This window comes from uncultured Mucilaginibacter sp. (genome assembly GCF_913773635.1).
Lineage (GTDB): Bacteria > Bacteroidota > Bacteroidia > Sphingobacteriales > Sphingobacteriaceae > Mucilaginibacter.
On the sequence record NZ_CAJYGQ010000005.1, the window covers coordinates 277854 to 303591 of the forward strand.

At 42.1% G+C, this 25738-nt stretch carries 21 protein-coding genes; 16 read left to right on the top strand and 5 right to left on the bottom strand.

The genetic code is table 11. From position 1 onward, the window contains the following. Positions 1-267: 267 nt before the first annotated feature. The 13 genes from mraZ (at position 268) to ftsZ (ending at position 16329) form a co-directional block, all read left to right on the top strand. Positions 268-732 (top strand): division/cell wall cluster transcriptional repressor MraZ, encoded by a 465-nt coding sequence (gene mraZ, locus QZ407_RS04930; RefSeq protein WP_295768178.1) that lies wholly within the window; start codon positions 268-270, stop codon positions 730-732. Continuing rightward, entirely contained in the window at positions 725-1627 is a 903-nt protein-coding gene (rsmH, locus tag QZ407_RS04935; protein WP_295768182.1) for a 16S rRNA (cytosine(1402)-N(4))-methyltransferase RsmH, read from the top strand. Before mraZ ends, rsmH begins: the two co-directional genes overlap by 8 nt. Further along, a complete protein-coding gene (locus tag QZ407_RS04940) occupies positions 1624-2031 on the top strand; it encodes an FtsL-like putative cell division protein (protein ID WP_157539896.1) in 408 nt (135 codons plus the stop codon). Before rsmH ends, QZ407_RS04940 begins: the two co-directional genes overlap by 4 nt. Next, the gene (locus QZ407_RS04945; protein WP_295768187.1) at positions 2028-4121 is read left to right on the top strand and encodes a penicillin-binding protein; all 2094 of its coding nucleotides are present in this window, start codon (positions 2028-2030) and stop codon (positions 4119-4121) included. Before QZ407_RS04940 ends, QZ407_RS04945 begins: the two co-directional genes overlap by 4 nt. Beyond that, the gene (locus QZ407_RS04950) at positions 4118-5575 is read left to right on the top strand and encodes a UDP-N-acetylmuramoyl-L-alanyl-D-glutamate--2,6-diaminopimelate ligase (protein ID WP_295768191.1); all 1458 of its coding nucleotides are present in this window, start codon (positions 4118-4120) and stop codon (positions 5573-5575) included. Before QZ407_RS04945 ends, QZ407_RS04950 begins: the two co-directional genes overlap by 4 nt. Positions 5576-5632: 57 nt before the next feature. Continuing rightward, the gene (mraY, locus tag QZ407_RS04955) at positions 5633-6874 is read left to right on the top strand and encodes a phospho-N-acetylmuramoyl-pentapeptide-transferase (protein ID WP_295768194.1); all 1242 of its coding nucleotides are present in this window, start codon (positions 5633-5635) and stop codon (positions 6872-6874) included. Positions 6875-6935: 61 nt separating this feature from the next. Further along, positions 6936-8327, top strand: a complete 1392-nt coding sequence (gene murD, locus QZ407_RS04960) for a UDP-N-acetylmuramoyl-L-alanine--D-glutamate ligase (protein ID WP_295768197.1) — start codon at positions 6936-6938, stop codon at positions 8325-8327. A 58-nt stretch (positions 8328-8385) separates the two neighbouring features. Next, the gene (locus QZ407_RS04965; RefSeq protein WP_157539892.1) at positions 8386-9570 is read left to right on the top strand and encodes a putative peptidoglycan glycosyltransferase FtsW; all 1185 of its coding nucleotides are present in this window, start codon (positions 8386-8388) and stop codon (positions 9568-9570) included. A 47-nt stretch (positions 9571-9617) separates the two neighbouring features. After that, complete coding sequence (gene murG, locus QZ407_RS04970) at positions 9618-10790, top strand: undecaprenyldiphospho-muramoylpentapeptide beta-N-acetylglucosaminyltransferase (RefSeq protein ID WP_295768199.1); 1173 nt, start codon at positions 9618-9620, stop codon at positions 10788-10790. Positions 10791-10908: 118 nt separating this feature from the next. Next, positions 10909-12267 (top strand): UDP-N-acetylmuramate--L-alanine ligase, encoded by a 1359-nt coding sequence (gene murC, locus QZ407_RS04975; protein WP_295768365.1) that lies wholly within the window; start codon positions 10909-10911, stop codon positions 12265-12267. Further along, on the top strand, positions 12264-13148 hold the full coding sequence (locus QZ407_RS04980; RefSeq protein ID WP_295768201.1) for a cell division protein FtsQ: 885 nt from the start codon (positions 12264-12266) through the stop codon (positions 13146-13148). Before murC ends, QZ407_RS04980 begins: the two co-directional genes overlap by 4 nt. A 6-nt stretch (positions 13149-13154) precedes the next feature. Beyond that, positions 13155-14498, top strand: a complete 1344-nt coding sequence (gene ftsA / locus QZ407_RS04985; protein ID WP_157539889.1) for a cell division protein FtsA — start codon at positions 13155-13157, stop codon at positions 14496-14498. Between the two features lie 202 nt (positions 14499-14700). Then, a complete protein-coding gene (gene ftsZ / locus QZ407_RS04990; RefSeq protein WP_157539888.1) occupies positions 14701-16329 on the top strand; it encodes a cell division protein FtsZ in 1629 nt (542 codons plus the stop codon). 94 nt (positions 16330-16423) lie between these two features. On the opposite strand, the gene QZ407_RS04995 is transcribed toward ftsZ, so the two are convergent. Next, a complete protein-coding gene (locus QZ407_RS04995; RefSeq protein ID WP_295768205.1) occupies positions 16424-17215 on the bottom strand; it encodes a glucose 1-dehydrogenase in 792 nt (263 codons plus the stop codon). 187 nt (positions 17216-17402) lie between these two features. Here QZ407_RS04995 and QZ407_RS05000 point away from each other — a divergent pair, with 187 nt between their 5' ends. Together QZ407_RS05000 and QZ407_RS05005 are read left to right on the top strand one after the other, a co-directional pair. Further along, positions 17403-18647, top strand: coding sequence for an aminotransferase class I/II-fold pyridoxal phosphate-dependent enzyme (locus tag QZ407_RS05000; protein ID WP_157539886.1), 1245 nt, complete (start codon positions 17403-17405; stop codon positions 18645-18647). 357 nt (positions 18648-19004) lie between these two features. Then, positions 19005-19181 carry a histone H1 gene (locus tag QZ407_RS05005; RefSeq protein WP_157539885.1) on the top strand — a complete coding sequence of 59 codons (177 nt, stop codon included), beginning with the start codon at positions 19005-19007 and terminating at the stop codon, positions 19179-19181. 116 nt (positions 19182-19297) lie between these two features. Here the strand turns inward: QZ407_RS05005 and dapA are convergent, their stop codons facing one another. From dapA to QZ407_RS05020, 3 genes are all read right to left on the bottom strand, one after another. Further along, a complete protein-coding gene (gene dapA, locus QZ407_RS05010; RefSeq protein ID WP_295768208.1) occupies positions 19298-20179 on the bottom strand; it encodes a 4-hydroxy-tetrahydrodipicolinate synthase in 882 nt (293 codons plus the stop codon). A gap of 89 nt (positions 20180-20268) precedes the next feature. Continuing rightward, positions 20269-22719: a DUF5686 and carboxypeptidase regulatory-like domain-containing protein gene (locus QZ407_RS05015; RefSeq protein WP_295768210.1), complete on the bottom strand. Its 2451-nt coding sequence runs from the start codon at positions 22717-22719 to the stop codon at positions 20269-20271. Between the two features lie 118 nt (positions 22720-22837). Continuing rightward, positions 22838-23365: an adenine phosphoribosyltransferase gene (locus QZ407_RS05020; RefSeq protein ID WP_295768212.1), complete on the bottom strand. Its 528-nt coding sequence runs from the start codon at positions 23363-23365 to the stop codon at positions 22838-22840. A gap of 144 nt (positions 23366-23509) precedes the next feature. Here QZ407_RS05020 and QZ407_RS05025 point away from each other — a divergent pair, with 144 nt between their 5' ends. Next, on the top strand, positions 23510-24991 hold the full coding sequence (locus QZ407_RS05025) for a glycine--tRNA ligase (RefSeq protein WP_295768215.1): 1482 nt from the start codon (positions 23510-23512) through the stop codon (positions 24989-24991). Positions 24992-25079: 88 nt separating this feature from the next. Here the strand turns inward: QZ407_RS05025 and QZ407_RS05030 are convergent, their stop codons facing one another. Continuing rightward, positions 25080-25589: a DUF4230 domain-containing protein gene (locus tag QZ407_RS05030; protein ID WP_295768217.1), complete on the bottom strand. Its 510-nt coding sequence runs from the start codon at positions 25587-25589 to the stop codon at positions 25080-25082. Between the last annotated feature and the right edge of the window lie 149 nt (positions 25590-25738).

Sequence of the window (25738 nt, forward strand, 5' to 3'; positions counted from 1 at the left end):
AATTGGTAACAGGTTGCAAAGTACCAAAAATTATTAACGAGCTAATGTTGTTGGCGCTATAGAATGTAAGTGAAAGATTTACAGTGTTGTTATGGTAGTTTATGAAAGCGCAGTAAGGAATTTATAACTGTACAAATAAGCAATTGTTTGCGGTGGTGGGGATAAAGTTATCAAAAGTTGCTGTTGAAAACTTTTTAGTGGGAAAAAGTGGGAGGAAGTGGAAATTCTGTGTTACTTTTACATCTGAAAATTAGGATAAGACCCTGCATGTCTCATTTTTTAGGAGAATTTGATTGTAAACTGGATGCCAAAGGGCGGATGATGATCCCGGCGGGCCTCAAGAAACAGCTTCCAGAAGCTGATAAAGAGGGCCTTGTGATCAACCGTGGCTTTGAAAAGCACCTGGTAATCTATACTCGTAAGGAGTGGGATAAGATAGTTGATGACCTGAGTAAGCTTAATCAGTACGAGAAAAAAACCCGTGAGTTTATCCGGTATTTCACCCGTGGAGCTACCGAATTATCCCTTGATGCATCGGGTAGGGTACTATTGCCAAAGGCGCTCACTGAATACGCGGGTATAGGTACTGAAGTGGTGTTGTCTTGCCAGTTTAATAAAATTGAGGTTTGGGATCAAACTGCATATGATGAGCAGATGGATAGCGCCCCTGAAAACTTTGCCAACCTGGCCGAGGAGGTGATGGGTGGTTTAGGAAGGAGGGGAGATGAGTAATTATCATAACCCGGTAATGCTGCAGGAGTGCATCGAGGCTTTGAATATTAAGCCAAACGGAACTTACGTTGATGTAACCTTTGGCGGTGGCGGTCACTCGCGTGAAATAATGAAGCACTTGGGTGAAAACGGAAAGTTAATAGCTTTTGACCAGGATGCTGATGCACAGCGTAATAAAATTGATGACAAGCGCTTTGTGTTTGTTGATCAGAATTTCAGGTATCTCAAAAACTTTTGCCGCCTGCATGGTGCAACAAAGGTTGATGGTATACTGGCCGATTTGGGTGTATCGTCGCATCAGTTTGATGAGGCAGAGCGTGGATTTTCAATAAGGTTTGATGCCGAGCTGGATATGCGCATGAATCAGCAATCGGAGCTTACCGCCAAGCAGGTGGTAAATACGTATAGCGAGGCTGAATTACACCGCATTTTTGGTATTTACGGTGAAATTCAGAATGCAAAATCGCTGGCAAAAACTATTGTAACAGGTAGGCTTAATGGTCAGCTGAGTACAGTGGCCGATTTAAAAAATACAATTACGGGATTAATTCCCCGTGGCAAAGAACATAAGTACCTGGCGCAGGTGTTTCAGGCGTTGCGCATTGAGGTAAACCAGGAGCTGGAGGTATTGAAAGATTTCCTGCAGCAATCAGCCGATGTGCTGGCAACAGGGGGCAGGTTGGTAGTTATGTCTTACCATTCGCTGGAAGACAGGCTGGTTAAAAACTTCATTGCTAAAGGCAAATTCAGTGGCGAGGTAGAAAAAGATTTTTACGGTAATGACCAAAAACCGCTGGAGGCTGTAAGCCGCGGCGCAATAACCGCTACCGAAGAAGAAATAAAGGAGAATAACAGGGCGCGTAGTGCCAAATTAAGAATAGCTGTAAAAAAATGAGCAACCGTTTACGTACAGAAATTCAGGAAGAAGAAGCTGAGAAGGAGATTGTGGTAAAGGAGATACCGGCTAAAGAAAACCCGGAAAACTTTTTTACTAACCTTATCAGTAAAGGAGTAATATCTACCGAGGATGTTACCCGTGCTTTGCCATTTGTTTTCTTTTTGGCATTGCTGGGTATGGTGTACATAGGTAACAGGCAATTTGCCGAAAATAATATACGTGACATTGATAAACTAAGTAAAGAAGTAAAGGAATTAAGCTGGGATTATAAAACTACCAAAGCCGAGATGGCTTACCACAGCACGCTTACAGAAGTGGCCAAGCGTGTGGATACCCTGGGTATAAGTGAAGCTGTTGAGCCACCACAAAAGTTAACCGATAATACGGAGGTTGAAAAATGAATATCAGGACTAACATATTGTTGCGTGTGTACCTGGCCTTTGGGCTAATAGTGGTACTGGCGTTTGCTGTGTTTTTTAAGCTGTGTCATTTACAATTTGCGCAGGGTAAAAAGTGGCGCAACATGGCCGATAGTCTTTCTGTAAAGTACGTTAACGTTGATGCTGCAAGGGGTAACATTTTTGCCGTTGACGGTAGCTTGCTTGCAACCTCAGTGCCTGAGTATGAGCTGCATATGGATATGCTTGCCGGGGGCATTGAAGATGATAAGGTGTTTTATGATAAGGTAGATTCACTGGCTTATAAAATGTCGGCCTTCTTTGGCGATAAATCAGCCGGTGATTACTCACGCGCTTTGCGTGAGGCACGCCGCGAAAAGCGCCGTTACCAGTTGGTTCGCAGGCGCGTATCTTACCAGGATCTGAAGAAAATACGCAAGTTCCCCATTTTTAACATGGGCCGTTATAAAGGTGGTTTAATTGTGGTGCAGCAAAATAAGCGTATTCTTCCTTATCGCTCGCTTGCGGCACGTACCATTGGTTATAAAAACGAAAACATCAAAAACCCTGTAGGTTTAGAGGGTGCATATGCTGATTATATTGAAGGCGAAAGTGGTAAGCGTTTAATGCAGCGTATTGCAGGCAGTGTTTGGATGCCGGTTAACCCCGATAATGAGATTGCCCCAAAAGAAGGTGCAGATATTATATCAACCATTGACGTAAATTTTCAAGACGTTACGCAAAACGCGTTGCTTAAGCAGCTCATTAAAAGTAATGCCGACCACGGCGCCGCCATATTAATGGAGGTATCAACCGGTGAAATACGCGCTGTAGCAAATTATAGCAAGGTTGCCGACGGCGAATACAAAGAGAAATTCAATTATGCTATTGCCGGTAACCAGGATCCCGGCTCTACATTTAAAATAGCATCTTATATGGCGCTGCTTGAAGATAAGTATGTTGATACCAACACCCTTGTAGGTACGGGCACATATCCTATTCGTGGCCACATCATTAAAGATTCGCATGGAAGCATTGGAGTGGTGACCGTAAAAAAGGCGTTTGAAGAGTCATCAAACGCCGCGGTTGCCTATTTAGTTGATAAGTATTATAAGCAAAACCAATCGAAGTTTACCGACCATCTTTACGATTGGAAGTTGAATGAAAAGCTGGGTTTGCAAATACCGGGCGAAGCTCAGCCGGTGGTAAAAAATCCTAAAAGCAAAAGCTGGAACAAGAATATGTCGTTGCCTCAAATGGCCTACGGCTATGAGATGAATTTGACGCCGCTTAAAATGTTGTCGTTTTACAATGCCATAGCCAATAACGGCAAGTATGTAGCGCCAATTTTTGTGCGCGAAATTCGCAGACTGGGTAACCCCATCGAGCAGTTTTCGGCTCGTGTTGTTAACGATAAAATATGCTCCGAAAAAACCCTGAAGAAAATGCAGGAAATGATGGAAGGAGTAATTACCGAAGGTACGGGTAAAGGCATCATTTATAACCCATTGTACAGAGTTGCCGGTAAATCAGGTACTGCACAAGTGGCCGATGCAAACAAAGGTTATAAAGCCCGCCGTCAATACCAGGCCTCATTTGCAGGTTATTTTCCGGCCGATAAGCCCAAATACTCGCTCATAGTGGTTATCAATGATCCTAAGAACGGCTATTACGGTGCAGCGGTTGCTGGTCCGGTTTTCAGGGAAATTGCTGATAAAGTATACTCGAGCGATTTACAGATGGACCAGGCTCCTGTAACCCGCTTAGTTGGCAACACGCAGCTACCTGAGGTTAAGCACGGAAACATTAAAGCCCTGCAGCAGGTGTATGGCAAACTAGGAGTTAAACCGCTATATGCATCAAACGCATCGCGTTCGGTTGATACCAGTAATGGTTTGGCTCCGCAGGAAGTAAAATACAAACGTGGCACTGTACCCGCCGTAACAGGAATGGGTTTGAGTGATGCGCTTTATGCATTAGGTAATGCAGGATATAAAACAACTGTAAGAGGATGCGGAGTAGTAGCGCGCCAGTCGGTAACGGGTGGCAGTATTATTCCTAAAGGATCACGCGTAACCATTGAACTGCAATGAGATATTTAAGCGAAATAATTGAAGGCTTAGCCTTTACCGAATTGCAGGGCAGCGCCGATGTTGAGATTACTGCGGTAGTGTTCGACTCGCGTAAGGTTGTACCCGGTGCATTGTTTGTTGCAGTGCGCGGTACCCATGTTGATGGTCATGATTATATAGAGCAAGCCATTAAAGATGGTGCCGTAGCCATAGTTTGTGAAGATTTGCCGGGTCATACCGCCGAAGCTGCAGACTTTTTAATGGTACAAAACTCTGCCGAAGCGTTGGGTTTACTGGCGTCTAACTTTTACGGCAATCCATCCAAAAAAATAAAACTTGTTGGAGTTACCGGTACAAACGGGAAAACTACTACGGCAACTTTGCTATACCAGTTGTTTCGTGATTTAGGTTACAAATGTGGTTTGCTTTCAACGGTAGAGAATCAGATAAATGGTAAGGTAATACCTTCTACTCATACCACGCCCGATCCGGTTGCGCTTAATGCCTTACTTGATGATATGGTGGCGCAAAGCTGTGATTACTGCTTTATGGAAGTAAGCTCACATGCTGTTGCACAACACCGCATTGATGGGTTGACTTTTGCCGGCGGCATATTTTCAAACCTTACGCATGATCATCTAGATTACCATAAAACCTTTGATAGCTATTTAAAGGCCAAAAAAGGGTTTTTTGATGCCTTGCCTAAAGGTGCATTTGCTTTAACCAACGTTGATGACCGCAATGGTAACGTAATGCTGCAAAATACCAAAGCCTCTAAAAAAACATATGGCCTTAAAAACATGGCCGATTTTAAGGTAAAGGTTCTGGAGAATCAGTTTGGCGGCCTTTTGTTGAATGTTGACGGAGACGAAGTGTGGTTTAAAATGGTAGGCAGCTTTAATGCTTACAATTTATTGGCAGTGTATGCAGCGGCTATATTGCTAGGTCAGGAAAAAAGTGCCGTATTAACCAGCTTAAGCAAATTATCAGGAGCGGAAGGTCGGTTTGATTATTCAATAGCACCTAACAAGGTTATTGGTATTGTTGATTATGCCCATACGCCTGATGCCGTGCAAAATGTTTTGAGCACCGTGCACGACATACGCAAAGGAACCGAAAAGGTGATAACTGTTATAGGCTGCGGAGGCGACAGAGATAAAACAAAGCGCCCCGTAATGGCAAAAACAGCCTGCGACTGGAGCGACAAAGTAATACTTACCTCTGACAACCCACGCACAGAAGATCCTGCCCAAATTATTAAAGATATGGAGGCCGGAGTTGACCCAGGCAATCAGCGCAAAACAATAAGTATAGCTGACCGCCGGGAAGCCATTAAAACAGCGGTACATCTGGCTCAACCCGGAGATATTATAGTGTTAGCCGGAAAGGGACATGAAAAGTACCAGGAAATAAACGGTGTAAAAAACCACTTCGATGATAAAGAAGAACTTCTAAACGCATTTTCAAAACTATAACAGCAATTATTAATAAAGAGAACCAGTAACCTAAATAACTCAATAAAAAACCAGCCGATGCTCTATTACTTATTTACTTATCTGGATCGTAACTACAATATTCCTGGCGCGGGTGTATTTCAATATCTTACGTTTCGTATGGCCATGGCTGTTATTGTGTCGTTGCTGGTTACTACCGTTTGGGGGCGCAGGCTAATTGATTATTTACGCTTTAAACAAGTTGGTGAAACCGTACGCAACCTGGGCTTGGAAGGCCAGATGCAAAAAGCAGGTACGCCAACCATGGGCGGTATCATTATTTTGCTGGGTATACTCGTACCAACCTTATTATTTGCCCGGTTAGATAATGTGTACGTAATACTGATGCTGGTTACTACAGTTTGGTTGGGCGCTATTGGCTTTTTGGATGATTACATTAAAGTATTTAAAAAGAACAAAGAAGGTTTAGCCGGTAAATTTAAAATTGTTGGCCAGGTTGGTTTATCAATCATCATTGGCTGGACAATGTGGTCAAACACAGGTATAAAAATGCGTCAGGAAGTTAAGCTTCCCGTTAAGTATGATGCACCGGTAAGCTATCACCTTAAAAACGGATTGCCTGTTTACACGCAGGATATAAAGTCTACTAAAACCACTATGCCGTTTTATAAAAACAATGAGTTTGATTACGGCAAGGTATTAAAGTTTATGGGTGGCGATTATGAACGCTGGACACTGTTGGTGTTCATGTTCTTCGTTATCATGATCATAACCTTTATATCAAACGGTGCTAATATAACCGATGGTATTGATGGCCTGGCCACCGGTACCTCTGCAATTATAGGTGTTACACTGGCAGTATTGGCTTACGTATCGGGTAACGTTGTAATTGCCGATTACCTGAGCATTATGTACCTGCCTAATTCAGGCGAACTGGTAATTTTTGCCGGAGCGTTTGTAGGTGCCTGTGTTGGCTTTTTATGGTACAACTCATTTCCTGCTCAGGTTTTTATGGGCGATACCGGCAGTTTGGCCATAGGAGGTATTATAGCCGTGTTTGCCATATTGATACGAAAGGAGTTAATGCTGCCTTTGTTATGTGGCGTTTTTGTAATTGAAAATGCATCTGTGCTGATGCAGGTGGGCTGGTTTAAGTTTACCAAGAAGCGCTTTGGCGAGGGGCGTCGTATTTTTTTAATGGCTCCGCTGCATCATCATTATCAAAAGCGTGGCTTTCATGAGGCAAAAATTGTAACCCGTTTTTGGATCATCGGAATTATGCTGGCCATTATAACGGTAATAACGCTAAAGTTAAGATAGAACCAAAAGGTAAGAACAAGAGCCAAGACAAAAAGACGATAGCAAGAAGATTAAAAGATAAATGAACGAAACTAATAACATATCAAACCAAACTGCTCCCTCTTTGGAGATGGCTGGAGAGAGGCTTGTTATTCTCGGTGCCGGCGAAAGCGGTGTTGGGGCAGCCTACCTCGCCAGGCAGCAGGGGTATGATGTGTTTGTTTCAGATTTCGGCGCTATTGCGGATAAATATAAGGCTCAGCTTGAAGAGTGGAACATTCGCTTTGAGGAAAAGCAACATACCGAAAGTGAAATTTTATCGGCAGTTGAAGTTATAAAAAGCCCTGGAATACCAGAAAAAGCAGCTATTGTAAAAGCATTGCGTACCAAAGGAACTCCCGTAATATCAGAGATTGAATTTGCCGGCAGGTACACCAAAGCAAACATCATTGGTATTACAGGTTCAAATGGTAAAACTACCACTAGCAGTCTTACCTATCATATACTTAAAAACGCTGGTTTAAATGTAGGGTTGGCGGGCAATATAGGTAAGAGTTTTGCTTACCAGGTAGCTACCGAAAGCTATGATCATTATGTATTGGAGTTGAGCAGCTTTATGCTTGATGACATGTATAAGTTCAGGGTAAACATTGCCGTCTTATTGAATATTACGCCCGATCATCTTGACCGCTATGATTATAAGCTGCAAAATTATGCTGACAGTAAGTTTCGCATAACGCAAAATCAAACTGCGGCCGATTATTTTATTTATTGTGCCGATGATGCTGAAACCCTTAAAGGGATGGAGCAACGCACTTTTGATGCACAACTATTACCATTTAGTATACAAAAAACATTGCCTTTAGGTGCATACCTCAATGGCGAAGAACTAACCATAAATACACCAAATAATCATTTCGAAATGACTATCACCAAACTTGCTTTACAAGGTAAACACAACATCTACAATTCAATGGCGTCCGGAATTGTGTCGAAGGTATTAGAATTGCGGAACGGGGATATCCGTGAAAGCATGGGCAACTTCAGAAACGTACCTCACCGTTTAGAGCACGTGGCTGATATTGCCGGTATCAGGTTCATTAACGATTCAAAGGCAACTAATGTTAACTCAACATGGTATGCACTTGAAGGTATGCCTAACGAAAAGGTAGTACTTATACTGGGTGGCGTTGACAAAGGAAATGATTATAACGAATTAACATCTCTTATAAAAAGTAAAGTAAAAGCTATCGTATGCATGGGTACTGAAAACGCTCGCATTCATGAAGCTTTCAGCGATGATGTAAAAACAATAGTCAATACAGCATCGGCTAAAGAGGCAGTTGCTGCAGCTTATAATTTGGCTACAAAAGGTGATACTGTTTTACTATCTCCGGCTTGTGCAAGCTTCGACCTTTTCAAAAACTATGAAGATCGCGGCGATCAGTTTAAGCAGGCAGTAATGGAACTGTAATTGGAGTTTGCTGAATTTGATTCAGGAAGTAGTTAGTGATATTGTAAAATTAAAGGTAATGCATAGGATACTAAGTAAAACCAAAGGCGACAGGTGGATATGGCTCATCGTTATTATGCTTTGCGTAATATCAATGCTGGCTGTATACAGCTCAACTGGTACGCTTGCGTATAAGCGTGGCGTGGGTACCGAATCTATCTTGATTAAGCACTTTTTTATGATGGTGGGCGGTGTTGCGTTGATGTATATAGCACATAAGCTCGATTACCGGTATTACGCCGGCATATCAAAAATGCTTATGGTGGTAACTATTCCTTTGCTGTTTTACACTTTAGCTTTTGGTAGCCATGTAAATGATGCAAGCCGCTGGATAGCTATACCAGGTACCGGCTTAACTTTCCAAACTTCCGATTTGGCTAAACTTGCCCTAATTACTTACCTGGCACGTACACTATCGCGCAAACAGGAAAATATAAAGGACGTTAAGCAATCGTTTATCCCAATCATGGGGTCGGTTTGTGTGGTGTTTATTTTGATTGCGCTGGCTAACTTATCAACAGCTTTGATGCTTTTTGGTGTAAGCATATTGCTGCTCATAATTGGCCGCATAAGCGTGAAGCAAATTGCGGTGGTTTGTTTGGCAGGTGCAGTATTGTTGGCCGGGGTTATATTTTTAGGTCCGCGCCGTGCAACTTACATGTCACGTGTTAATACATTTTTACACCCCGAAAAGGTAGATAAAGATAAATCATTTCAAAGCGACCATGCAAAAATCGCCATCGCAACGGGTGGCGTAGCCGGCAAGGGACCAGGTAACAGTACTGAGCGTAACTTTTTGCCTCACCCATACTCCGATTTTATTTATGCAACCATAGTAGAAGAGTATGGCCTTATAGGTGGTTTATTCATTATTGTAATATACCTGTTTTTGCTATACCGGTGCATTAAAATTGTAACCAAAGCCCCTAAAGCCTTTGGTGCATTGCTAGCCGCCGGGTTGAGCTTTAGCTTAACTATTCAGGCGTTTGCAAACATGGCTGTAGCGGTAGGTTTAGGCCCGGTTACGGGTGTGCCATTACCGTTGGTTAGTATGGGTGGTACATCTATTTTATTTACCAGCGTTGCGTTTGGTATCATACTATCGGTAAGCCGCCATATTGATGAAAACGAAGCGCTTAAGGGTGCTGGTGGTAAGGAAGGCGCAAAAAAAGTAGTGGTTGGAGAAATACTGGAAGTAGCTTAAGAGAAAGTCAAGAGTAAAGAGTCAGTAATAATATAGTAGATAAAACAATGTTAAACGAGCAAGCAAATAGCACCGAAAATCAGCTTCCCGTTGCGGGACAGGGGAGGCGTCCGCTTCGCATCATCATTAGTGGTGGTGGTACGGGTGGTCACATATTCCCGGCGGTTGCTATTGCCAATGCGTTAAAGCAACTTGCTCCTAATACAGAGATATTGTTTGTAGGAGCCAATGGCCGCATGGAGATGGAAAAGGTTCCGGCGGCCGGCTATAAAATCATAGGGCTCGATATACAGGGCATACAGCGTAAAGCCGTATGGAAAAACGTGTTTTTCCCCATTAAGCTAATTAACAGTATTAGTAAGGCTGCCAAAATTATTAAAGATTTTGGGCCCGATGCTGCTGTTGGCGTGGGTGGTTATGCATCAGGTCCGTTGTTGTATGCCGCATCATTAAAAGGTGTACCTACGCTTATACAAGAACAAAACTCGTACGCGGGTATCACCAATAAATGGCTAAGTAAAAAAGCCCGCAAAATTTGCGTGGCCTTTGATGAAATGGACAGATTTTTTCCGGCTTCAAAAATTGTGAAAACGGGCAACCCTGTACGCCGTGCATCAGTTGATATTGAAGGCCGGGAAGAAGAAGCCTTGCACAACTTCCAGCTTTCGCCTAATAAGAAAACTATTTTGGTTACGGGTGGAAGTTTAGGCGCACGCACTTTAAACAACAGTGTACTTGCCGGATTAGATAAATTGATAGCGGCCGATGTGCAACTTATATGGCAAACCGGTAAAGTTTACTATAAGGGTATAATGGAACGGTTGGGCGAAAATTATCATCCTAACATACGCATACTGGAGTTTTTGAACCGTATGGATTTAGCCTACGCTGCTGCCGATGTAATCATATCACGTGCAGGGGCCGGTACCATTGCTGAGTTATGCATTGTGGGCAAACCTGTAATACTGGTGCCGTCGCCAAACGTGGCCGAAGATCACCAAACCAAGAACGCATTGGCGCTTGTGCAAAACAATGCAGCCATGTTTATAACAGATGCCAATGCGCCTGTGAAATTGGTGCCGCAGGCATTGGAATTATTGAAGAACAAAGAAGAACAAAATAAGCTAAGCAAAAATATCAGCCAACTGGCTCTGCCTAATGCCGATGAAGTGATTGCTCAGCATGTAGTTGAAATAATAAAAGAGAATAACAAAATTTAAATAAGCTGTCATCGTAAACGATAGTGAGGAATCTTTTTGAATTGATAGCCTAATGCTTTTAAAAAGATATTTCCTGGATTGAAATGACAAATGAGATTTGAAGGTACAAGTAAAAATGATGGAGTTAAGTAACATAAGACAGGTTTACCTGATTGGAATAGGCGGCATAGGCATGAGTGGCCTTGCCCGTTATTTTAATCATTTGGGATGCGCTGTTTGCGGTTACGACAAAACACCAACGCCGTTAACTGATGCTTTGCAAAACGAGGGTATGGCTATCATTTTTATGGATGATGTAAGTCTTATCCCGTCGGCCTTTAACAAGCCTGATGATAAAACGTTAATTATTTATACTCCGGCTATCCCCAAGGATTCTGCCGTGCTTAATCATTTCCGCTCGGCGGGGTTTGAATTGTATAAGCGTTCGCAGGTATTAGGCATTATAAGTCAAAGCATGTTTACGGTGGCTGTGGCAGGTACACATGGTAAAACCACCACATCAAGCCTTATTACACACATACTTACCGAGGCTGGTAAAGATTGCAGTGCATTCTTAGGCGGTATAGCATCAAACTATAACAGTAATGTACTGTACGGCAAATCAAATATTGTAGTGGTTGAGGCCGATGAGTACGACCGGTCATTTTTAACCCTGCACCCCGATGTTGCCGTAATTACGTCAATGGATGCCGATCATTTGGATATTTATGGCAATCATGAGCATCTGACCGAATCGTTTAAAATGTTTGCCTCGCAAATAAAAGCAGGCGGTAAGTTAATAGCTAAGCAAGGGTTGCCATTAACGCACACACGTATCAGCTACACCATAGGTGCCGAAGCGGCAGATGCGGTTGGTACCAACATACACGTTAAAAACGGTAGCTTTTATTTTGACTTTGAAAGTGGTGATACCATTATCAAAGACATTGAAATGGGCATTCCGGGAATACACAATATTGAAAATGCAGTTGCCGCTATACAGGTTGCATTGTTAATGGATGTAAGCCCTGCCGACGCGAAGGCTGCACTTGCTTCTTTCAAAGGCGTTAAACGCAGGTTTGAATACATAGTTAAGGGTGCCGGTAGCGTTTATATTGATGATTACGCCCATCATCCTGAGGAGTTGAAGGCAGCTATTACATCAGTGAAAAAACTATACCCTGAGCGTAAGCTTACCGTGATATTTCAGCCGCATTTGTTTACGCGTACCCGTGATTTTGCCGACGGCTTTGCCGGGGCACTTGATATGGCCGATGAGCTGCTGATGCTTGACATTTACCCGGCAAGGGAATTGCCTATAGCAGGCGTTAATTCGGCTTTGATATTAAGCAAAATGCAGCTGAATAATAAACAGCTTTTAAGCAAACAAGATGTTGTTGACTACGTACAAAGCCAACAGCCCGAATTGTTATTAACCGTTGGTGCCGGAGATATTGACCAGTTAGTTGAACCCTTAAAACAAGCTTTACAGTCATGAATATAGGGAGTAAACTGCTTTGGAAAAAAATAGGTATCGGGTTTGCCTGGGTTGTAAGTCTTACCGGTTTAATTGTGCTTATGAGTTTCATTGGCGTAAAGCAAGCGGGTGTGGTTTGTGCAGGGGTTAAGGTTTACATTCCGGGCAATGAATACTTTATTGATCAGGCCGAGGTAGACAACATTTTAGGAGTAAGCAGTAACACGCTTGTAGGCCGTAAAATTGATCAGATCAATATACATGATCTTGAAAACAAATTGCAGCGAAATTCATTTATTGAATCAGCAGAAGTTTATGCCGATATGGACGGATTGATTAGAGTAGAAATCAGTCAACGTCACCCTATTTTACGCATTTTGAACCGTTTCGATCAGGATTTCTATATAGATCAGCACGGCGTTAAAGTACCGCTGTCTAACAATTTTACTGCCCAGGTTTTGGCTGCCAATGGCTTTATCGATGAGTTGTTTGCCAATAGGTTGGATACATTGCACACAAGGCTGGCTAAAGACCTGTTTGCTACCGCAAACTTTATAAGGAAAGATACGCTATGGAATGCCCAGATAGCACAGATATATGTTGATCAAAACCATGAGATGCAACTTATACCGCGTGTAGGTAATCACCGTATTTTACTCGGCAATGCCGATTCGCTTGACAGGAAGTTTCATAACCTTGAGATTTTTTACAAGCAGGCTATGCCACAGGTTGGCTGGAATAAATATAAAGCTATCAACGTAAAGTATACCAACCAGGTAGTTGGTGTAAAAAGTGAAACCAGCCTGGCTGATAGTTCAACCGTTAAAAAAATTGCGCCCTCAAAAGCCGATTCATCGATAAAGAAAAAGGAAATTTTAAGAGATACAACATCCCAATTTTAATAAGTTATGGAAAAAAGCATACCACAAGAGAAGAGCTCGCCAATTGTTGTAGGGTTGGACATTGGTACAACTAAAATATGCGCAATAGTTGGACGCAGGAGCAAAAACGGAAAGATAGAGGTACTGGGTATCGGTAAGGCCGAATCGGCCGGGGTTACCCGTGGTATGGTATCAAATATTGACAAAACTGTGCAGGGTATAAATGTTGCCGTTGATGTTGCCGGTTCACAATCAAACGTTGAAATACGTATTGTGAATGTTGGCATAGCAGGGCAGCATATTAAAAGCCTGCAACACCGCGGCCTTATTACCCGCCGCGATTTAAACACCGAAATTGGCCGCAAGGATATTGACAAGCTGATTGAGGATATGTACAACCTGGTAATGCCTCCGGGCGAAGAAATTATTCATGTATTACCGCAGGAGTTTACGGTAGATAACGAGCCTGGTATTAAAGACCCGATCGGGATGTCGGGGGTGAGGCTTGAGGCAAATTTCCATATCATATCAGGACAGGTAACTGCAATAAAAAATATTGTTAAGTGTGTTACCAAGGCCCAGCTTGAAAGCCAGGAATTGATACTGGAGCCACTTGCATCTTCAGAAGCTGTTTTGAGCGATGAAGAGAAAGAGGCTGGTGTAGTGCTGGTTGATATTGGCGGTGGTACAACAGACGTAGCTATTTTCCATGAAGGTATTATTCGCCACACTGCCGTAATTCCTTTTGGTGGCAACAGCATTACCGAAGATATACGCGAAGGCTGTTCAGTAATGCGCAACATTGCCGAGCAACTGAAAGTAAGATTTGGCTCAGCGTTGGCTGACGAGAACAAGGAGAATGAAATTGTTTGCGTACCTGGCTTGCGTGGCCGCGAACCAAAAGAAATTTCTGTAAAAAACCTGGCTTACATTATTCAGGCACGTATTGAAGAAATTATCGAGCACGTTTATTACGAAATTAAATCATCGGGTTACGAAAAGAAACTGATAGCCGGTATAGTAATTACGGGTGGCGGCGCGCAGCTTAAGCACCTGTCACAACTTGTGGAGTATGTTACCGGTTTAGATTGCCGTACTGGTTACCCAAATGAGCATTTGGCTAAAAACGAGACTTTGCCTAAAGGAATATATGAAGAGCTGCAAAGCCCTACTTTTGCAACAGGTATTGGCTTGTTAATTAAAGGCATACAGCGCATGGAGTACGATACCCTTACCTCGGTACAACCCGAAGTAAAAGTGCAGAAAGCAAAGTATACCGACGAGCGCCGTTTTGGCTTACTTGGCAAAATTTTAGAAACCGGTAAAAAGTTTATAAAAGACGATATCAAAGACGAAGACTTTTTAAAATAATAACTACCAGTGCCTGCACCTTACAAAGTGTAAATTTTTTAGAAGAAACTTAAAATTTGCACGTTTAAATAGGGTAAACGCGGGCACTAGTTTAAGTTATTAACAATTTAGAAATGTTGATAAATTTTAAGCAAAAAGCTTTATAATTACATAGCAGAAAACAGAATATCCATCAATTCACATACCCCTGAAAATAAGTATCATGCAGTTTGAGATGTTAAAAGAAAAATCGTCGATTATCAAGGTAGTTGGTGTTGGCGGCGGCGGCGGAAACGCTGTAAACCACATGTACAAGCAAGGAATTACCGGTGTTGACTTTATTATTTGTAATACCGATGCGCAGGCGCTTGAGCTTAGCCCAATCCCTAACAAAGTACAATTAGGTGCCAGTTTAACTGAAGGAATGGGGGCAGGATCAATACCCGAGGTTGGTAAAAACTCGGCTATTGAAAATATTGAGGATGTGAAGCAGATGCTGGGAAGCAACACCAAAATGTTGTTTATAACTGCAGGTATGGGCGGTGGTACCGGTACAGGTGCAAGTCCTATTATTGCAAAAGCTGCCCGCGAAATGGATATTTTAACAGTGGGTATTGTTACTACGCCATTTTCGTTTGAAGGCAAACGCCGTAAAATGCAGGCCGAAGAAGGTTTGGAAGAGCTAAAAAAGTATGTGGATTCTTTTTTAGTGATCTCTAACGATAAAATGCGTCAAATTTTTGGCAACCTTACTTTAGGTTCGGCATTTGCGCAGGCCGATGATATTTTGACTACTGCGGCTAAGGGTATTGCCGAAATCATAACTCATCCGGGTTACATAAACGTGGATTTTAAAGATGTACGCACTGTAATGAAAGACAGTGGTGTGGCCATTATGGGTAGCTACTCTGCCGATGGAGATAACCGTGCATCACGTGCTGTTGAAGGTGCGCTTTCTTCACCGTTGTTGAAAGACAACCAAATTGAAGGTGCCCGTTATATTCTGTTAAACATCAGCTCGGGTAGTGAGCAGGAAGTTACCATGGATGAGGTAAGTATCATCACTGATTACATCCAGGAAGAAGCCGGTTTAGCCGCCGACCTGATCTGGGGTAACTGTATTGACGAAACTTTAGGTAACAAACTATCGGTAACCATTATTGCTACCGGTTTCCAAACTAAAGACGAACGCGAGAAAGAAGAAAGCAACAAAAAAGTGGTATCAATGCTGATGCCTGAAAATACACCGCTTGTAAAACCGGTTAACGAATTTGTAAAAACAACTGTTAAAGAGGAGGAAGTTGTAATGGCAAAAACCACTGCAACAGCAGCACCTCAACAAAGCGATTTGTTTAACATGCAGGTTACTGCACGCCAGGAAGAGCAGGCGCCAACCGTGGTTAGGCATAACCTGATGGAGCCTGATCCGGAGCCTACGCCTGAGCCTCAGGCTGATGAACTGGTTTATAAGGTAACTGAAACCGTAATGAACTTTGGCCCGGTAAACGAAGCACCTGTAGCACCACAGCCTCAATATGCACCACAGCCGCAGCCGCAACCAGAACCGGAGCCGGTGGTTAATGCCGATGAAGGTAAAACCAACGAGTCTATAGAAGAACAGCTGCGTAAATCGCGTGAGCGTATTATGCGTTTAAAAGATTTGAGCATGAAATTGCGTAATGGCAACATTCAGGAGCTTGAAAATGTACCTGCTTACAAACGTAAGGAGATATCATTACAGCAGCCTGCTGCCTCAAATGAAAGCTCTATTTCTAAGTTCTCATTGTCAGACAATGAGGGTAATCCTGAAATTCGCCGCAACAATTCGTTTCTGCACGATAATGTCGACTAATTGAATAAACTTCACCTTGTAAAGTATACGAAAAAAAGAGGTGCCCGACTCACATGAGTCGGGCACCTCTTTTTTTACAGCTATAATAGTTGTTTTAAACGGTCCCGTAACTATTTGATTGCCCTCCGTCAATTGCAATTACCTGTCCGTTTACGTAGCTGCAGACATCGCTTAGCAAAAAGCAAACTACTTTTGCAACTTCTTCGGGCTTACCCAGTCGTTTAGTTGGGTTGGCTTGTGCATACTCCTTTTCGGCTGCTGCCGGATCGCTCGGGTTTACTTGTTTAAAAGCACCTGCCACCATAGGTGTTAAAATAGCTCCGGGGGCAATGGCGTTGGTAACAATTCCAAATTTTGCATACTCTAATGCTGTGTTTTTGGTTATACCAGCTACTGCATGTTTACTGGCCACGTAAGGTGTTTGGTTCATAACTCCGCGTATACCACCAACAGATGCCACGTTCACTATACGTCCGTAGTTTTTGTTTTGCATATGCGGCAGCACGTGCTTAATACCATAGTACACTCCGAGTAAATTAATATCAATAACCTTTTTAAATACTTCAGCATCGTAATCAGCCAAAGGTGCCTGCTTTCCTTCAATCCCTGCGTTATTGTAGAAGCCGTCAATGGCACCAAACTTATTAATGGTTTGTTCCACGTAGTTTTGCACCTGCTCTTCGCTTGATGTGTCGGCAACAATAGTTAGTATTTCCGCAGCGGGAAATTGCTCGCTGATTTGTGCCTTAGCTTTCTCCAAGCCTTCTGCATTATAGTCTACAAGCGCAAGTTTAGCACCCGTAGCTGCAGCTTCAACCGCTGTAGCAAAACCTAATCCCATTGCTGCACCGGTAATAAGTATTACTTTGTCTTTTAAATGATTCATAGCATCTGAAATTAAATAATACATGTTTAAACATGTATTTTGATGAATTGTTTTTATGTTTTAAGCCTTAATTATGCTCAACGATAACCTGTCAATGTTATGTTATAACCTATTATAAAAAGTTATAGGCGTTGATTGCCTGAATGTAATCCCTTATATTTGCGTTTAAATAAATAAATTAAAGACATTGGATTTATTTGACAAAATTTCAAAGAACCTTGGCGGACCTATTGGTCAGCACCAGAAGTGGTCACACGGTTATTTTTCTTTTCCCAAGTTAGAAGGGGAGATTGCTCCTCATATGATGTTTAACGGAAAAGAGCACTTAGTTTGGAGTCTTAACAACTATTTAGGTTTAGCAAATCATCCGGAAGTGCGCCAGGCTGACGCTCAGGCAGCTGCCGATTACGGTATGGCTTATCCTATGGGTGCCCGTATGATGTCTGGCAACACCAAATATCACGAGTCGTTAGAGCAGGGTTTGGCCGAGTTTGTGGGCATGGAAGATGCCTTTTTATTAAACTATGGTTACCAGGGCATGGTATCAATTATTGATACGCTTGTTGATCGTAATGACGTAATTGTATACGATGCTGAATCACACGCCTGTATTATAGATGGTGTACGCCTTCACATGGGTAAGCGCTTTGTTTACCAGCATAACGATATCGCCAGCTTTGAAAAGCAAATGGAGCGGGCTACAAAACTTACCGAGCAATCAGGCGGCGGCATTTTAGTAATCACCGAGGGCGTTTTCGGTATGTCGGGTGCTCAAGGTAAAATTAAAGAAATTGTTGACCTTAAAAGCAAGTATAATTTCCGTTTACTTATTGACGATGCTCATGGCTTTGGTACAATGGGCAAAACAGGGGCAGGTACTCACGAGGCTCAAGACTGTATTGAAGGTGTTGATGTGTTTTTTGGCACGTTTGCAAAGTCAATGGCAGGCATAGGTGCATTTGTGGCTGCTAAAAAGGATATTATTGCTTACTTACGTTATAACATGCGTTCGCAAACTTTTGCTAAGGCACTACCAATGCCAATGGTTATGGGCTTGCATAAGCGTTTTGAACTTCTAAAATCACAACCTGAGCTGCGCGAAAAGCTTTGGCTGATTGCTACCACACTGCAAAATGGTTTAAAAGAACGCGGTTTTGACATAGGCAACACCAATACAATGGTTACGCCTGTATTTTTAAAAGGCGATTTATTTGAGGCAACAAGTCTTACCCGTGATTTACGCGAAAACTATGGCATCTTTTGTTCAATAGTGGTTTACCCCGTTATTCCAAAAGGGCTCATTGTATTACGACTTATACCTACTGCAACACATTCGTTAGAGGATGTACAGCGTACGCTTGATGCTTACAGCGAAGTTGCTCAAAAATTAAAGGACGGTTTTTACAAGGAGAAGAACTTAGAACTCGCCTAAACTAAAAACTTAGCTATACAAGGCCTCCGCGATAGCGGAGGCTTTTTTGCGTTTTTTAAGTAGGTTCATGCATCAATTACTATTCAAATTATAGCCTGAATGAGTAAATAATAGCTGTTTGAGTATTTTGACAGTCTAAAAGTTTTCAACATACATACTGCCTTTTTGAAAAAAATTAATTTATAAGCGATAATTGATAGTATAATTCAATTAAATAAACGGTTTGATTGAAAAAGTGCCTAAACAGCATCAGAAGGGCGTTTTTAGGATATCAAACGTTTTTATATTCAAAAAAAAGATTTTAGATTAGCCTTAGTTAAAACAATAAACCTCAATCTTTAAAAGGAGTAAATTAAAATGGACAAATTTAACCAGGTAAAAGAGCTTATTGCTTCATTAGAAGGCGATGCTGACAAATTCTATAACAAAGGTAACAGCGCTGCTGGAACCCGTATACGTAAAGGAATGCAGGATTTAAAAAACCTTGCTCAAGCAATACGCCTGGAAGTACAAGACACTAAAAACAAAGCCTAAGTTTATATCAGGGCTTAATTAAAAGCTATAAAAAAAGCTGGTTGAAAAACCAGCTTTTTTTATGTTGTAAAATTACGTTGTATTATTTGGCAGAGCTTTAGTGAAATGCTCAGCTATTAGGCAGTAATCTTTTTGAGTTCTGATGCAATTTTATCAGCAGCAGCACTGCTTACCTGTACTAAAGGTAAACGCAGGGTATCTCCACAAATGCCTAATTGCTTAAGGGCTGTTTTAATGCCGCCCGGACTTCCTTCGGCAAACATAAGGCGGGTAAATTCAATTAAATCGTAATGGCCTTTAAGTGCAGCTTTAAAGTTGCCGGTTAAGCAGGTACGTATCATATCTGAAAACTGGCGTGGTACCGCATTGCCAATAACTGATATTACACCAACAGCACCCATAGCAATCATAGGAAGGGTTACCGGGTCATCGCCTGATATAAACATGAAATCTTCAGGCTTATCGCGCATAATCTGGTTAAACTGTTCAAAGTTGCCTGACGCTTCTTTAGTGCCAATAATATTTTTAAAGTCATTGGCTAAACGTACAGTAGTTTCAGCGGTTACATTACTGCCGGTACGGCTGGGTACATTGTAAAGCAACACCGGTAGAGGAGATGCCTCGGCAATAGCCTTGTAATGCTGATAAATGCCTTCCTGTATTGGCTTATTATAATAAGGGCTGGCCGATAGTATAGCATCATAGCCTGCGGCTTCAAAACCTTTAACGGCTTCAACAACTTCGTAAGTGTTATTGCCGGCTATGCCAGCAACAAGGTGAACACGTTTATTAACTTTTTCGGCGGTAAAAGCCCATACCTTCTTCTTCTCCTCCTTGCTTAATGTGGCGCTTTCGCCGGTTGTACCCAATGATACCAGATATTCAACACCTCCGCCAATGAGGTGATTAATCAGGTTTTCGAGGCCGGCATAATCAACCTGGCCATCGGTAGTAAACGGAGTTACCATTGCCACTCCCGTTCCGTGAAACATTTCCATCTTATCTAATTAACAGGATTGCTAAGATATGATTTCCGCTGTTTAAATGCCATTTTTATTTAACCAACGTTAAGTTTGTATCAACTTTTTTAAAATTCGAGATTGATACGAAATGCTGTTTTTGAGTTAGGACCGCTGTTGAATGACCATCCGTAGAGTGCTTTTATGCCCAGGTAGCTTATGCCCACGCCAAGCTCCGAGTAGTTTTTAAATTGTGGTGTGGTAAGATAGCTTGCCTTTACTATTTCCTGTAATTTAAGCCGGCGTATCAACGGAATTTTACTTAATACCAAGCCGCCAAAGTTATGCTCATAATGTCCTTCCAAGTAACTGCTGGCGGTACTATTGGTATAGTAATTAAGCATCAGGAAAGAGTTTGGAGCATCATGATGAATTAGTATTTCGTTACCCGAAAAGTGTTTGTAATCGGTAAAGTAAAGTTGCTTGTTGTTGAAAAACTTACCTGCGCCAATGTAAAAGTCAAACTTACCGTACATACCCAGGCTTACATCACTCTTACTTAAACTGGCGGTGAGTAAATCATAGTCTACATCAGAGCCCAGTAGCTTGTTTATTCCTTTTGTATAGCCAACCTCAAGCTTAGGATACTTTGATGCTAGATAGAACCTGCCTGTTGGATAGGTTACATAGCGGTTGCTGAAATCATAACTGGCGCGAATGCTAACTTTCAAAGCTTGGTTGTTGGGGAACAGTGGTGTATTTGAAAAGGGGGCCAGCGGGTTGTTTGATGAGTACTCTCGGTTGCGGAAAAAGAAACTGTAATCTGATGTATTGTCAAGCCAGCGCCTGTCTGCAAATTCGGCAACTACGCTTCCCTGTAAGCCTCCTGCAATACGCCTTGATAAGCCAACAGAAATGAAATGCTTATCATATAGCTTTTGGTAGTTAAGCCGGTAAAACAAGCTTGATATGGAATTTGACAGCGGCCGTATAGGGTAGGTGTTATTTAAATCTACTACATCTGAGCCACCAGCAAAGCTTAACGAGTAATCATTTATTGGAATAATGCCCGTTATGTTGCCATGTAGCAGTTTATTACTAAAGCCATACCTCACCCGGCCTGATAGCCTGAGGTATTTATTGCGGGCACTATCAATTTGCTTACTGAACGATGCGCCATAATTGATAGCCACGCCCTCTACCGTGTTATATAGCAATGAACCTAATACCGATTCGGTATTGAAATATGTTTTTTTATAGCGGTTACGTATGCTGATGCCTGACAGTAAAAATCGTGTAGCCGATACTTTGTTATGAACCTTGTCGAGCGAGTCGAGGTAAGGCTTTGATTCGCGCTTTTTTGCAAGCACCGCCTTTTTTTCATAATCGGTCATTTCTTCAGCAGTAAGTGGTATTGGGCGCGCCTGCTGCCAGTAGGTAGAGTCTTTTTTATTAACGCCCTGGGTAACCCGCATAACCTCGGCAAACGTTTTGCGTGTAAGTGCAGGGTTGATGTCGTAGTTTTTAAATACCGCTACAAAGTAACCGCCAATTTTGAAGCTGAATAAGCCGGCCGTAAACTCAAATTTAACCGACGATGGCATCCATGTTTTAGTACCCACCGGTACAAATTGCTGTTTAACGGTGAGGGTGTCAACAAAGTTAATTCCGGCCGATTTGGTCAGCATTAAATCGGCGCTGTGCAGGCGCCAGCTATCTTCAATAATGTAAATAAATCCTTCAAAAGTGGGTTCAAACTTACGCTTGGGTGTTACTTTAATACGGTTAATAGTTTCACCGTTTTCTACGGTTTCACCCATGTATTTATAATTATAAAACGATAAAGCATTTTCGGCAATTGGCGAAACTAACGGGCGGTTGCTTAGTCCTTCCCAGTCCTGCAAATTTTCGTAAAAGTTTACGTTAAGCTCAGATGCCCTGTTGAAACTAAAAGCCCTGTTGCTACCCGATACTTTTGACGATACCATTTCCTCATGGTAATTATTGGGTTGCATGAAAGCAAGTTTCGATTCAGACTCAGAAAGGTAAACAATCCCTCTGCGGTTGGAGTCAAGGCCAATCTCGCGTGCCATTTGATCAAGATCACGACCCATGAACTTTTTTGGCATATTCAATATTCGCTGTAAACCTTTAATGTAAGTATCACAGGTGTAAGACTTAATTTCGGTTAAATATCCTTTACGCTTACGTATGGCTTTGCGTATTATAGCATACGCCGGGTCTTCGCCACCAGCCCTTACCACTACGTTTTGTAATTGGAACGCCTCGGGCAAAAGCTCAATGTTCAAAGTCAGATTGCCTTGTAAGGTTATTTTCCTGCTTTCCTGCTTGTAGCCTATCGCTTTAAACTGTATATCATAGGTGCCGGTTGGAAGCGTAAGCGTATACTGCCCGTCGGCATTGGCGGGCGAGCCTTTGGTGGTGCTTTTTACCAACACAGTAGCAAAAGGCACAGGTTGGCCTGTATTATCTTTTACTGTGCCATTAATAGTAAAGTTTTGGGCCAGCGCTGTGAAAGATATAAACAACAGGCTGATAAGCGATAAAACAATCTTCATGCGTATGATAGGGGTTGTGCATAAAGATGCACATTATTGCCTTAACGCCTTGTTAAATAGTGTTAAATAAGCATATATAGGTTAGCTCACCTTGTTTTGTGTAAGATTATAACGCGGCTTAATACTCCGCCAACACTACAATCTTATCTGCCAAAGGCGCAATTTTTTTTCTGCCCTCTAATGCACTCAATCCTACAATAAAGCTAAAGCCGGCAATTACACCGCCCATTTGAGTAACCAGGTTTGCAGCTGCAGTAACGGTGCCTCCGGTAGCCAGCAAATCATCATGTATTAAAATACGCTGACCAGATTTAAAGGCATCGGTATGAACCTCAATAACTGCCGAGCCATATTCTAAGTCATACTCCATTTTTTTAACCGTATATGGCAATTTGCCTGCTTTGCGTATAGGCACAAAAGGCACACCTAATTTACCGGCCAGTTGTAAACCAAACAAAAAACCGCGGCTTTCAATACCGGCTACGGCATCAACAGTAGAGTTTTGAAAATGGGCTGCAAATGCGTTAACTATGTTTTCGCACAAAACAGGCTCTTTAAGTATAGGGGTAATGTCTTTAAATACTATTCCGGGCTTTGGAAAATCAGGGATATCGCGAATTACGGATTTGATTTGCTGGTCAATCATAATTTGCCAAAGCTAGCTTTTTTTGGCGATGCATCATAGACGGTAGTTTAACAGTGTATTTTGAGCTAACGGTTTATAACTAATGTAATTCCGCAATAGAACATCCGATATCTAAAATCAAAAAAATTCTATCTTTGACGCGCTATGAGTAAAAGTACCGACGAATTATTTAAAAATGTAATTGCCCATGCTAAAGAGTATGGTTTTGTATTTCAGTCAAGTGAAATTTACGACGGCCTGAGCGCTGTTTATGATTACGGCCAAAATGGTGCTGAACTGAAAAATAACATCAAAACCTACTGGTGGAAAAGCATGGTTCAGTTGAACGATAATATTGTGGGTATTGACTCAGCCATATTTATGCACCCAAAAATATGGAAAGCCAGCGGTCACGTTGATGGTTTCAGCGATCCGATGATTGATAACAAGGATTCGAAAAAACGCTACCGTGCCGACCAGCTTTTAGAAGATCGTATACAAAAATACGATGCTGATGGCAAAACCGATAAAGCTGAGCAGCTGCAGCTGGAGTTGGATAAGGCCATGAACGCAGATGACCTTAACCGCCTGCGCGAATTAGTTGTAGAGCATGAAATTGCCTGCCCTGTAAGCGGTACCCGCAACTGGACCGAAGTACGCCAGTTTAACCTCATGTTCAGCACTCAAATGGGGGCCGTTGCTGATGATGCCGATACTATTTACTTACGCCCCGAAACTGCACAGGGTATATTTGTAAACTACCTTAACGTGCAAAAAACCGGTCGTATGAAAATACCTTTTGGTATTGCACAAATTGGTAAGGCTTTCCGTAATGAGGTTATTGCACGCCAGTTTATAATACGTATGCGCGAGTTTGAACAAATGGAGATGCAATTCTTTGTTCGACCGGGTACGCAAAAAGAGTGGTTTGATAAATGGAAAGAAACCCGTTTGCAATGGCATTTGGCCTTGGGAACAGCTCCTGAAAAATACCGTTACCATGAGCATACCAAACTGGCACACTATGCTGATGCCGCTTATGATATTGAATTTAACTTCCCGTTTGGCTTCAAAGAGGTAGAAGGTATTCATAGCCGTACTGATTTTGATTTGAGCCAGCATCAGCAGTTCTCGGGCAAAAAAATGCAGTACTTTGACCCTGAGGTTGATCCGGACACTAATAAGCCATATGGTAACTACGTGCCATACGTTATTGAGACTTCAATAGGGTTAGACCGTATGTTTTTACTTACCATGATTAATGCGTACGAGGAGGAAGACCTGAGCACCGAAGAAAAGCAGGACAGCCGTACTGTACTACGCCTGCACCCTTGCCTGGCACCGGTAAAAGCCGCTATTTTCCCGCTTACTAAAAAAGATGGTTTGCCGGAAAAAGCGAGAGAAATTATGGACACGCTTAAGCTCGACTTTAACATTCAGTACGAAGAAAAAGATGCTATTGGCAAACGTTACCGTCGTCAGGATGCTATTGGTACACCGTTTTGTATTACGGTAGATCATCAAACACTCGAAGATAACACCGTAACCATACGCCACCGCGACAGTATGCAGCAGGAGCGCGTACCTGCCGACCAGTTGCAAAAAATAATCGGCGATTTGGTAAGTTGGAGAAACGTGTTGAAATAGACTTATCGTTATAATTACAAAAAAGCGGCCTGGATTTATTATTCAGGCCGCTTTTTGTTTACGTTAATATTGAATTAATAAAAATCAGTTACTTGAAGTTAAGCACAACCGTTTTGCCCGATATACCTTCTAACAAAGGTTTGAATATAACCTGTGCGTTCTGCCTGGCTTTACCGGTAATATCCTGTTGTTTGGCATTATCCAGCAAACGCTTTTCGGCAAGTTTGTAAATATCCTCAACCATAGCTTTGGTGGTGCTTGGTAGTATTACGCCGCTTACGTCATATACTTTGGAGCGTTGATGATCGAGCTTTGCGTAACAAATTTCGGGCTGGGGCAGCGTTACAGTAACTACACTGTCGCCGTTACTGCGGGTAATGTTCTGTTTGGTTACTTTGGTAAGATCAATGCAGGCGGTTACTTCGCCCACGGCTACAAATAATACTCGTTCATCCGGTAAGATGGTGTGTATCTGTTTCTTTTCCAGCACATCCTTCATGCTGTATTTTACCAACTCGAGTTTGCCCATAGCAGTTATTTTTTCTACCATAACATCTTCCTTAACCTCGGTGCGTACGGTGCCAAATTGGTGCTTCATGTAAAAAAACAGGAATACAAGAAACCCAGTAATAATAATCACAAATAAAAAAGTAAGCGATAAACGTCTACGCATAGTATTAATATGTATTTGGTTTTAAACAACAAGGAGCAGACGTTATTGTCTGCTCCTTGTATATTTTACCTGCG

What these genes read in the sequence shown, in the direction of transcription:
- mraZ (WP_295768178.1), top strand. Translation starts at nt 268, where the DNA reads ATGTCTCATTTTTTAGGAGAATTTGATTGTAAACTGGATGCCAAAGGG.
- rsmH (WP_295768182.1), top strand. Translation starts at nt 725, where the DNA reads ATGAGTAATTATCATAACCCGGTAATGCTGCAGGAGTGCATCGAGGCT.
- QZ407_RS04940 (WP_157539896.1), top strand. Translation starts at nt 1,624, where the DNA reads ATGAGCAACCGTTTACGTACAGAAATTCAGGAAGAAGAAGCTGAGAAG.
- QZ407_RS04945 (WP_295768187.1), top strand. Translation starts at nt 2,028, where the DNA reads ATGAATATCAGGACTAACATATTGTTGCGTGTGTACCTGGCCTTTGGG.
- QZ407_RS04950 (WP_295768191.1), top strand. Translation starts at nt 4,118, where the DNA reads ATGAGATATTTAAGCGAAATAATTGAAGGCTTAGCCTTTACCGAATTG.
- mraY (WP_295768194.1), top strand. Translation starts at nt 5,633, where the DNA reads ATGCTCTATTACTTATTTACTTATCTGGATCGTAACTACAATATTCCT.
- murD (WP_295768197.1), top strand. Translation starts at nt 6,936, where the DNA reads ATGAACGAAACTAATAACATATCAAACCAAACTGCTCCCTCTTTGGAG.
- QZ407_RS04965 (WP_157539892.1), top strand. Translation starts at nt 8,386, where the DNA reads ATGCATAGGATACTAAGTAAAACCAAAGGCGACAGGTGGATATGGCTC.
- murG (WP_295768199.1), top strand. Translation starts at nt 9,618, where the DNA reads ATGTTAAACGAGCAAGCAAATAGCACCGAAAATCAGCTTCCCGTTGCG.
- murC (WP_295768365.1), top strand. Translation starts at nt 10,909, where the DNA reads ATGGAGTTAAGTAACATAAGACAGGTTTACCTGATTGGAATAGGCGGC.
- QZ407_RS04980 (WP_295768201.1), top strand. Translation starts at nt 12,264, where the DNA reads ATGAATATAGGGAGTAAACTGCTTTGGAAAAAAATAGGTATCGGGTTT.
- ftsA (WP_157539889.1), top strand. Translation starts at nt 13,155, where the DNA reads ATGGAAAAAAGCATACCACAAGAGAAGAGCTCGCCAATTGTTGTAGGG.
- ftsZ (WP_157539888.1), top strand. Translation starts at nt 14,701, where the DNA reads ATGCAGTTTGAGATGTTAAAAGAAAAATCGTCGATTATCAAGGTAGTT.
- QZ407_RS04995 (WP_295768205.1), bottom strand. Translation starts at nt 17,215, where the DNA reads ATGAATCATTTAAAAGACAAAGTAATACTTATTACCGGTGCAGCAATG.
- QZ407_RS05005 (WP_157539885.1), top strand. Translation starts at nt 19,005, where the DNA reads ATGGACAAATTTAACCAGGTAAAAGAGCTTATTGCTTCATTAGAAGGC.
- dapA (WP_295768208.1), bottom strand. Translation starts at nt 20,179, where the DNA reads ATGGAAATGTTTCACGGAACGGGAGTGGCAATGGTAACTCCGTTTACT.
- QZ407_RS05015 (WP_295768210.1), bottom strand. Translation starts at nt 22,719, where the DNA reads ATGAAGATTGTTTTATCGCTTATCAGCCTGTTGTTTATATCTTTCACA.
- QZ407_RS05020 (WP_295768212.1), bottom strand. Translation starts at nt 23,365, where the DNA reads ATGATTGACCAGCAAATCAAATCCGTAATTCGCGATATCCCTGATTTT.
- QZ407_RS05025 (WP_295768215.1), top strand. Translation starts at nt 23,510, where the DNA reads ATGAGTAAAAGTACCGACGAATTATTTAAAAATGTAATTGCCCATGCT.
- QZ407_RS05030 (WP_295768217.1), bottom strand. Translation starts at nt 25,589, where the DNA reads ATGAAGCACCAATTTGGCACCGTACGCACCGAGGTTAAGGAAGATGTT.